The sequence below is a fragment of the Massilia sp. HP4 genome, assembly GCF_005222695.1.
In the GTDB taxonomy this organism is placed as follows: Bacteria; Pseudomonadota; Gammaproteobacteria; order Burkholderiales; family Burkholderiaceae_D; genus Telluria.
In genome coordinates, this window is record NZ_STGG01000032.1 from 34,986 (window position 1) to 42,116 (window position 7,131).

The window sequence follows — 7,131 nt, forward strand, 5'->3', positions numbered from 1 at the left end:
TACCAAATCTGGCACACTGCTAGTGCGCAGATTGCGCAGGACTCCCAACAAGCGAATGGCATGAAACAGGAACCAGCGACACCCTCCGAATGGCTGCCTTTCCTCAGCGGTGGCGGCATGATGGGCGCGATGATGCGCGCCCACGACTGGAGCGCGTCGCCCCTGGGTTCGCCACGCCTGTGGCCGCAGGCGCTGCGCACCGTGGTCGGGCTGATGCTCAATTCAAAGTTTCCCATGTTCGTCGCCTGGGGCGGCGAACTCGGCTTTCTTTATAACGACTCGTATATGTCGATCCTTGGCGACAAGCATCCGAGTTCGCTCGGCAAGCGCTTCCACGACGTCTGGGCCGAGATCTGGCAAGACATCCACCCGCTGGTCGTGCGCGCGCTCAGGGGCGAGGCGAGCTATATGGACCGCCTGCCGCTGCGCATGCGCCGCCACGGCTACGACGAAGACACCTGGTTCCGCTTTTCGTATTCGCCGGTGCGCGACGAGGACGGCACCGTGGCCGGCATGTTCTGCGCCTGCATCGAAATGACGGGAGAGGTGCTGGCCCAACGCTACCGCGAAGAAGAAAACGCGCGCCTGGTAACCCTGTTCGAACAGGCGCCCGGCATCATTGCCGTGCTGCGCGGGCCGGACCACGTATTCGAGATCACCAACCGCTCCTACCTGCAGCTGGTCGGCCACCGCGCCCTGGTGGGCAAGGCGGCGCGCGACGCGTTGCCCGAAGTGCAGGGGCAGGGCTTCTTCGAGCTGCTCGACCATGTGTACCACACCGGCCAACCCTTCGTGGGCCACGCGGTGCCGCTACGGGTGCAGCGCGATCCGAATGCGCCGCTCGAAGAGCGCTTCATCGACTTCGTCTACCAGCCGATCCACGACCAGCACGGCAAGGTCTCGGGCATCTTCGTGGAAGGCAGCGACGTGACGGCGCGCAAGCACATCGAGGACGAGCTGCGCGCCGCCAACCAGCAGAAGGACCAGTTCCTGGCGATGCTGGCGCACGAGCTGCGCAACCCGCTGGCGCCGATCACGACCGCCGCCCAGCTGCTGCAACATGGCGCGCTGGATGCGCCGGGCATCGCCCGCGCCAGCGACATCATCGCGCGCCAGGCCCAGCACATGACGTCGCTGGTCAACGATCTGCTGGACGTGTCGCGCGTGACGCGCGGCCTGGTGACCATCGCCAGGGAGGCGCTGGAAATGCGCGAGATCGTGCGCGAGGCGGTGGAGCAGGTGCGGCCGCTGATCGATGCGCGCAGCCACACGCTCGATTGCGAGATCGCATCGGACTCCTTGCGCGTGGAGGGCGACCGCACACGCCTGATCCAGGTGGTGTCGAACATCCTGAACAACGCCGCCAAGTACACCGCCCCGGGTGGGCGCCTCGTGCTCAGTGCGCGCATCGATGCGGGCTGCGTGCGGGTGGCGGTGCGCGACAACGGGCAGGGCATCGATCCGCCGATCCTGCCCTATATCTTCGACCTGTTCATCCAGGCCGAGCGCACGCCCGACCGTTCGCAGGGCGGCCTCGGCCTGGGCCTGGCGCTGGTCAAGAGCCTGGCGGTGCTGCACGGCGGACGGGTCGAGGCGCACAGCGACGGGCTGGGCAAGGGCAGCGAGTTCGTCGTCTACCTGCCGTGCCTGGCCGGGGGGCCGGCGGCGGGCGTGCCGCAATTGGACGTGCAGTCGCGTGGCGCGCGCGGACTGAAGGTGTTGGTGGTCGACGACAACGTCGACGCGGCCGAGATGCTGGCGACGCTGCTCGAGATGAACGGCCATGAGGTCGGCGTGGCCTTCGACGGCAAGAGTGCGCTCGCTAGCGCGGCACAGGCGCCACCCGACGTGGCCCTGCTCGACATCGGGCTGCCCGACATCGACGGCCATGAGCTGGCGCGCCGGCTGCGCGCGATGCCCGAGACCACGCAGGCGATACTGGTGGCATTGACAGGGTATGGACAGGCGGAGGACCGGCAGCGTGCGCACAAGGCCGGGTTCGATCACCATATGGCCAAGCCGGCGGATCTGGCGAAGTTGCTGGAATTGCTGGCAAGTGTAGGGTCGGCAGCTTCGCTGCCGACGCGGTAATCGTTGGCGGTGTAGGGGTGGACGGCCGTCCACCCAACGTTACTTGCCCAGCATCGACACCACGTTATCCGCCCCTGGCGCCCCGAACGCCTGCTGCTTGAGCACATGCAGCTGGTCGCGCACCTGCGCCGCCTTCTCGAACTCGAGGTTCTTGGCGTGATCGACCATGAGCTTCTCGAGGCGCTTGATCTCCTTGCTGATCTGCTTCTCGCTCATCGACTCGACCTTGGCCGTCGCCGCATCCTCGTGCACGCCTTCGACCATGGCCTTTTGCGCGGCGCTGCTGTACACGCCGTCGATCATTTCCTTGATCTTCTTGTGCACACCCTTCGGCGTGATGCCGTTCGCCTCGTTGAAGGCGATCTGCTTGGCGCGGCGGCGCTCGGTCTCGTCGATCGCGCGCCGCATCGAATCGGTGATCTGGTCGCCGTACAGGATCGCCACCCCGTTCAGGTTACGCGCCGCGCGGCCGATGGTCTGGATCAGCGAGCGCTCGGAACGCAGGAAGCCTTCTTTATCGGCATCGAGCACCGCCACCAGCGACACCTCGGGCAAGTCCAGGCCCTCGCGCAGCAGGTTGATCCCGACCAGCACATCGAAGGTGCCCAGGCGCAGGTCGCGCAGGATCTCCACGCGCTCGACGGTGTCGATATCGCTGTGCAGGTAGCGTACCTTGATGCCGTGGTCGCCCAGGTATTCGGTGAGCTGCTCGGCCATGCGCTTGGTGAGCGTGGTGACCAGCACGCGCTCGTCCTTGGCGATGCGGTCGTTGATCTCGCTCATCAGGTCGTCGACCTGCGACAGGGCGGGGCGCACGATGATCTGCGGGTCGACCAGGCCGGTGGGGCGCACCACCTGCTCGACCACGTTGTCGGCCTTGCCCTGCTCGTAGTCGGCCGGCGTGGCCGAGACGAAGATCGTCTGGCGCGCCTTGCTCTCGAATTCCTGGAACTTGAGCGGGCGGTTGTCCAGCGCCGACGGCAGGCGGAAGCCATAGTCGACCAGGTTGGTCTTGCGCGAGCGGTCGCCGCTATACATGGCGTTGAGCTGGCCGATCATCACGTGCGACTCGTCCATGAACATCAGGGCGTCTTTCGGCAGGTAGTCGATCAGGGTCGGCGGCGGCTCGCCCGGCATCGCGCCGGACAGGTGGCGCGAATAGTTCTCGATGCCTTTCGTAAAGCCGATCTCGGCCATCATCTCGAGGTCGAAACGGGTGCGCTGTTCGAGGCGCTGCTCTTCGATCAGCTTGTTTTGCTGGCGGAATTCCTCAAGGCGGTCGCGCAGCTCGGCCTTGATCGATTCGACCGCGCGCAGCACGGTCGAGCGCGGCGTGACGTAGTGCGAGCCTGGATACACGGTAAAGCGCGGGATCTTTTGACGCACGCGGCCGGTCAGCGGATCGAACAGTTGCAGCGACTCGATCTCGTCGTCGAACATCTCGACCCGGATCGCCAGCTCGGCGTGCTCGGCCGGGAAGATGTCGATGGTGTCGCCGCGCACGCGGAAGCTGCCGCGCGAGAAATCCATCTCGTTGCGGGTGTACTGCATCTGGATCAGGCGCGCGATGATGTCGCGCTGCGCCACTTTATCCTTGTGACGCAGGGTCAGGATCATCTTGTGGTATTCGTTCGGATTACCGATACCGTAGATCGCCGACACGGTGGCCACGATGATCACATCGCGCCGCTCCATCAGCGACTTGGTGCACGACAGGCGCATCTGCTCGATGTGCTCGTTGATCGACGAGTCCTTTTCGATGAACAGGTCGCGCTGCGGCACGTAGGCTTCGGGCTGGTAGTAGTCGTAGTAGGAGACGAAATACTCGACCGCGTTCTGCGGGAAGAATTCGCGGAACTCCGAATACAGCTGGGCCGCCAGCGTCTTGTTCGGCGCGAACACGATCGCCGGCCGGCCGGCGCGCGCGATCACATTGGCCATCGTGTACGTCTTGCCCGAGCCCGTCACACCGAGCAAGGTCTGGTACGACAGGCCGTCGTTGATGCCTTCGATCAGGCCCTCGATCGCGGTCGGCTGGTCGCCCGCCGGCGGGAAGGGCTGGTGCAGCTTGAAGGGCGAATCCGGGAAGGTGAGGACGGTAGGCTCAGTTGTGGATTCGGGAGAAGTTGCGATGGATAAATCAGCCATGCTTACAGACCTTTGTTAGAATGAGAATCCGCGCGCGGCCTTGTTGTATAAGGGCCGCTGTCTATACAATTGCTAACCCGCCGCTGCCAACCCAGCCGACAAAACCGAGTTTATCACGATGACTTCCACTGCCTCTGCCAGCCTCTTTGGCGCCATTGAAATGGCCCCGCGCGACCCGATCCTGGGTATTACCGAAGCCTTCAATGCCGATACCAACCCTGCCAAGATCAACCTCGGCGTGGGCGTCTATTATGACAATAACGGCAAGGTGCCACTGTTGGAATGCGTACAGAAAGCGGAAGCCAGGTTGATGGAACAGCCAACGCCGCGCACCTACCTGCCGATCGATGGCCTGGCGGCGTACGACAAGGCGGTGCAAGAGCTGGTATTTGGTGCCGACAGCGCCGTAATTCAAGAGAAGCGTGCGATTACCGTGCAAGCGCTGGGCGGCACCGGCGCGCTCAAGATCGGCGCCGACTTCCTCAAGCGCTTCCTGCCGCACTCCGACGTGTATATCAGTGATCCGAGCTGGGAAAACCACCGCGCGCTGTTCGAAAGCGCCGGCTTCACCGTCCACAACTACACCTATTACGATCCAAGCACCCGCGGCGTGAACTTCGACGGCATGCTGGCCGCGCTCAAGGCCATGCCGGCCGGCGCGATCGTCGTGCTGCACGCCTGCTGCCACAACCCGACCGGCGCCGACCTGTCGCAAGCACAGTGGGACCAAGTGATCGCCGCCGTGCAGGCTGGCGGCCTGGTGCCGTTCCTGGACATGGCCTACCAGGGCTTCGCCAACGGCATCGATGAAGACGGCGCCGTCGTGCGCCGCTTCGCCGCGACCGGCATGCCGCTGCTGGTATCGAACTCGTTCTCGAAATCGTTCTCGCTGTACGGCGAGCGCGTCGGCGCGCTGTCGATCGTCGCCACCAGCGGTGAGGAGGCGGCCCGTGTGCTGTCGCAACTCAAGCGCGTGGTGCGCACCAACTACTCGAACCCGCCGACCCATGGCGGCAAGGTGGTCGCGACCGTGCTGTCGACCCCTGAGCTGCGCAAGCTGTGGGAAGAAGAACTGGCCGGCATGCGCGTGCGCATCCGTGAAATGCGCGGCGCGATGGTCGAGAAGCTCAAGGCCAAGGCGCCGGGCCATGACTTCGAATTCGTGCGCGAGCAGGTCGGCATGTTCTCGTACTCGGGCCTGACCAAGGAACAAGTGGGCAAGCTGCGCGACGAATCGATCTACGCCGTGGACACCGGCCGCATCTGCGTGGCCGCGCTGAACTCGACCAATATCGATCGCGTCGTTGACGCGGTTGCCAAAGTTCTCTAAAATCGCGGCTCTCCGCAAGCGTTACAGCGTGTGCGGAGAGCAAGCGTAAGTGGTTGTTGAGCACTGTGCAAATTTGACAGAAACGTTTCACCAGCCATATAATGCAAGCATCAATTCCCTGATAGCTCAGTTGGTAGAGCGACGGACTGTTAATCCGCAGGTCCCTGGTTCGAGTCCAGGTCGGGGAGCCAGAATTCAGAAAAGGCCGCATCTTGGGATGCGGCCTTTTTCGTTTGCAGCGTACAAATGCGGCGCTGTCGAACATCACAGGAGATTCTCGCGTGAAGCAACTTCCGAAAAGCCATGCCACCCTGGTCGAAGGGCAGATGTTCCGCCTGATGAAGTCGGGGAACGGCGGGCCGTCGATCGTGCTGATCAATGGTGCGGGCGGGCCGCTCGATGGCTGGTACAAGCTGTATCCCGAGATCGAGCAACTGGGCACCGTGTTCGCCTATGACCGGCCAGGCGTCGGCGGCAGCCCCAAGCCGCGCGAAGCGCAGTATGGCGAGACCGTGGTGGCGCAGCTGCGGCTGCTGCTGCAGGCGGCCGGCATCGAGCCGCCGTTCGTGCTGGTCGGGCACTCCTTCGGCGGCCTGCACGCCAACCTGTTCGCGCGCGCCTTCGCCGATGAGGTGGCGGGCGTGTTGTTCCTGGAAGCCACGGCGCCGGACGATGTCACCATGCTCAAGCAATTCCAGTCGCCGCTGCAGCGCGGCTTCGTCAAGCTGCTCGACCGCGTCTCGCCGCGAGACCGGTTCGATGAGATCCGCAACGAACTCGAGACCGTGAAGGACATCCAGGAGGCGCCGGCGTTTCCGCCGGTGCCGGTCACGGTCTTGTCGGGCACCAGGCGCCTGCCGCGCTGGATGGTGCCGGCAGGCCTCGTGCGCGAGCGCGAGCGCACCCAGCGCGGGCTGGCGGCGCTGTCGCCGCTGGGGGAGAGGATCGAGGCGCGGCGCAGTGCGCACTTCCCGCAGCTGACCGAGCCGGAGGTGGTGCTGGATGCCTTGAAGCGGTTGATGGCGCGGGCAAAAACCTAGGTCAGCATTTTTTTCGGCGTGCGGACACTTGCGAAATCGAAAACAGCAGGTATAATGCGGCCTCCTTTCCCTGATAGCTCAGTTGGTAGAGCGACGGACTGTTAATCCGCAGGTCCCTGGTTCGAGTCCAGGTCGGGGAGCCAGAATTGAGAAGGGCCGCATGCAAATGCGGCCCTTTTTGTATGTGCGCCCAGCATGGGCGCACTCTTGTGGGTGAAAGTCCCGCCGCGAGCTGACCACAGTGAGCGAAGCGAAGCACAACTGCATGAGGGCGACCGAGTGTGGGGAGGAAGTGTGGAGCGAAACTGCGAGCCGATGGACAAGAATCGGATAAAAGGCGCTGCCGAGCAGGGCGAGCGGGCATGCAACCGCGAAGCTCTTGTGGTCAAGGCGAAGTGGCGTAAATCCGGCGGTTGTGCAGGGAAGGAGTGCGTTCTTACCCAATGGGATGGACGCCCCCACTCTACGGCATCAAATGTGCCAAAGTGGTAGTGTCGAACACCACCTGAACGAGAGGGAGCG

Annotated in this window: 4 protein-coding genes and 2 tRNA genes; 5 read left to right on the plus strand and 1 reads right to left on the minus strand. The window is 64.0% G+C overall.

Annotation, left to right across the window (positions count from 1 at the left end; all coding sequences use genetic code 11):
- The first annotated feature begins 60 nt into the window (after positions 1-60).
- Complete coding sequence (locus tag E8M83_RS12290; RefSeq protein ID WP_137173648.1) at positions 61-2,091, plus strand: ATP-binding protein; 2,031 nt, start codon at positions 61-63, stop codon at positions 2,089-2,091.
- Between the two features lie 39 nt (positions 2,092-2,130).
- Here E8M83_RS12290 and uvrB read toward each other — a convergent pair whose 3' ends face one another.
- Entirely contained in the window at positions 2,131-4,239 is a 2,109-nt protein-coding gene (gene uvrB / locus E8M83_RS12295) for an excinuclease ABC subunit UvrB (RefSeq protein ID WP_137173649.1), read from the minus strand.
- A gap of 118 nt (positions 4,240-4,357) precedes the next feature.
- Here uvrB and E8M83_RS12300 point away from each other — a divergent pair, with 118 nt between their 5' ends.
- The 4 genes from E8M83_RS12300 to E8M83_RS12315 all read left to right on the plus strand — a co-directional run bounded on the left by E8M83_RS12300 (position 4,358) and on the right by E8M83_RS12315 (position 6,752).
- Positions 4,358-5,569, plus strand: coding sequence for an amino acid aminotransferase (locus E8M83_RS12300; RefSeq protein ID WP_137173650.1), 1,212 nt, complete (start codon positions 4,358-4,360; stop codon positions 5,567-5,569).
- Between the two features lie 115 nt (positions 5,570-5,684).
- Positions 5,685-5,760: transfer RNA gene (locus E8M83_RS12305), tRNA-Asn, on the plus strand.
- A gap of 90 nt (positions 5,761-5,850) precedes the next feature.
- Positions 5,851-6,609 carry an alpha/beta fold hydrolase gene (locus E8M83_RS12310; protein ID WP_137173651.1) on the plus strand — a complete coding sequence of 253 codons (759 nt, stop codon included), beginning with the start codon at positions 5,851-5,853 and terminating at the stop codon, positions 6,607-6,609.
- Between the two features lie 67 nt (positions 6,610-6,676).
- Positions 6,677-6,752: transfer RNA gene (locus E8M83_RS12315), tRNA-Asn, on the plus strand.
- Positions 6,753-7,131 lie beyond the last annotated feature (379 nt).

Coding starts and splice junctions, on each gene's coding strand:
- E8M83_RS12290 (WP_137173648.1), top strand. CDS start 61: ATGAAACAGGAACCAGCGACACCCTCCGAATGGCTGCCTTTCCTCAGC.
- uvrB (WP_137173649.1), bottom strand. CDS start 4,239: ATGGCTGATTTATCCATCGCAACTTCTCCCGAATCCACAACTGAGCCT.
- E8M83_RS12300 (WP_137173650.1), top strand. CDS start 4,358: ATGACTTCCACTGCCTCTGCCAGCCTCTTTGGCGCCATTGAAATGGCC.